Source organism: Brachybacterium tyrofermentans (genome assembly GCF_039526165.1).
Classification (GTDB): Bacteria; Actinomycetota; Actinomycetes; order Actinomycetales; family Dermabacteraceae; genus Brachybacterium; species Brachybacterium tyrofermentans.
The window spans coordinates 1-1,793 of sequence record NZ_BAAAIR010000082.1 but is presented as its reverse complement, the minus strand read 5'-3'; the positions used below and the strand labels follow the sequence as shown (position 1 = coordinate 1,793).

At 66.9% G+C, this 1,793-nt stretch carries 3 protein-coding genes; 1 reads left to right on the top strand and 2 read right to left on the bottom strand.

Annotation, left to right across the window (positions count from 1 at the left end):
- Positions 1-79: 79 nt before the first annotated feature.
- Together ABD093_RS18345 and ABD093_RS18340 are read right to left on the bottom strand one after the other, a co-directional pair.
- Positions 80-235: a hypothetical protein gene (locus ABD093_RS18345; RefSeq protein ID WP_343926330.1), complete on the bottom strand. Its 156-nt coding sequence runs from the start codon at positions 233-235 to the stop codon at positions 80-82.
- Positions 232-942 (bottom strand): tyrosine-type recombinase/integrase, encoded by a 711-nt coding sequence (locus ABD093_RS18340; protein WP_343926328.1) that lies wholly within the window; start codon positions 940-942, stop codon positions 232-234. Before ABD093_RS18340 ends, ABD093_RS18345 begins: the two co-directional genes overlap by 4 nt.
- Positions 943-1,571: 629 nt before the next feature.
- Between ABD093_RS18340 and ABD093_RS18335 the strand changes: the two genes are divergently transcribed.
- Complete coding sequence (locus tag ABD093_RS18335) at positions 1,572-1,736, top strand: hypothetical protein (protein WP_343926326.1); 165 nt, start codon at positions 1,572-1,574, stop codon at positions 1,734-1,736.
- Positions 1,737-1,793: the final 57 nt, after the last annotated feature.

Genomic DNA, 1,793 nt, shown 5'->3' with positions numbered 1-1,793 from the left:
CTCGTCGGGGTACTTCCTCGGTGCTGCCATGCTCCTCATCCTCCCGTGGATTCAGAGCCTCCACCAGACCCGGGGCGATTCACTCGCTGGGCTTCTTTCCGGTGCGGTCGGTGGCGTAGCCGAGCAGTAGCCGGAACGTGTCCCGATAGCCGGTGATCGTGTTGGGGCTGGCGCCGAGCTGGTTGATGAGCCGGTCGGTAAAGAACGCCTCCATCAGCGGCGCGAGGGCGCTCATGACCGGCTCCCGGACCGGCGCTCGAGCCCGGCGGCAGCCATTTGCATCAGCTCGGGTACCGCGGAGAAGTGCCAGTAGGTACTCGCCGGGCTGACGTGACCCAGATAGGTCGAGAGCACCGGGAGCCGGGCCGCGATGTCGAGACCGTCGCGTTGCCAGCCAATGAGGGTGTTCACCACCAGGCTGTGTCTCAGATCGTGAATTCTGGGCCGGCCCACGGCCGCCGTGGGCAACTCGGCGGGAGCGAGCAGCGACAAGAACGTGGCATGCACGGAACTGTGCGCCAGCCTGGTGCCGAGGTCGGAGATGAAGAACGACTCGGTTCGCGGCTGCGGAAATATCCCATCTCGGCGTGTGGCGTAGTCGCGCAGCGACGTCGTGGCACTGGGGTGCAGCGGCACCAACCGGTCGCGGTCGAACTTGGGATGCCGGACCCGTAGCACCCCCTCGGTGAGGTCGACGTTGCCGCGCAGGAGGCGAGTCGCCTCGCCAAGACGCATGCCGCTAACCGCAAGCAGTCCGAACAACGTCTGGTAGGTCGTCGCTCGCAACGGCGGGCGCAGTCGGCCAGCGGCCTGCAACAGTCGCCTAATCTCCTCGGGCGAATAGATGTAGGGTGCGCGCCGCTGCTGTTTGCCGAACAGGCCGCACGGCGGGATCTGGGTCGCCGGGTCGATCGTGGCCAGATAGCGGGCGAACCCGCGCACCGCCCCCAGCCGGTGGGAGAGCGTGACCGGCTGCGCGCCGACGGAGAGCCGTGTCCAGCAACAGGCTCATCGAGGCGGCGAGGTACTTCCCGCACTGGCCGCCGGAGGCCGCCCACAGGGTCTGGAGGACCTTGATCGCGTCGTAGGAGTACTTCGGCGGCCGTTGCTTCCGCACCGGCTTGGCGATCTGTCTGCCGCGGCCCGGTGGCCGCTTCGCGGCCGCGGTCAGCTGCCTGCGCGCGTTGTCCCGCGACCAGCCCGTCACGGCCACGACCTGGTCCAGGATCCTCCCCTTGTCCTTCTTCACCGCACGGGAATACTCCCGCGCGAACTTCGTCGTCACCTCGGCACGAGAGGCCATCGTCAGCTCACTTCCCATGCCCTCCCACGGTCCTCCGTTTCGCGGGCAAATCCCCGTGAGGCACGGGAATCCGTTCGCGGGCATCTTTCGTGAGTCTCGTCGAGGGGAAGACAGGCACCATGATCGCGTGTACATTGTCAGTAAGTGACTACCGTACGCGCGTACATTCCAGCGGCGAAGGGGCCGAGTGCGACCCCCGGTCGACAGTGAACTTGTACGCCCACCACCTCAGTGATCGATGTCGATCACCTGACCGGAAGGCTCTGGTATGACCTCTCGACGCCTGTTCCTCACCGCCGCCGCCCTCGGCGGTCTCGCCGCCTGCTCCCCGCCCCAGTCCGGGGGCGGCGACTCAGAGGCCTTGACGATCTACTCCAACTCCATCTCCGACGGCCGCGGGGAATGGCGGCTCTTCGCGGTTCGTGGTGAATGACCCTGCTGGGACGGGTGTTCACGCTACGGTTCTCGCGGCGCTGGTGAGCAGGATACG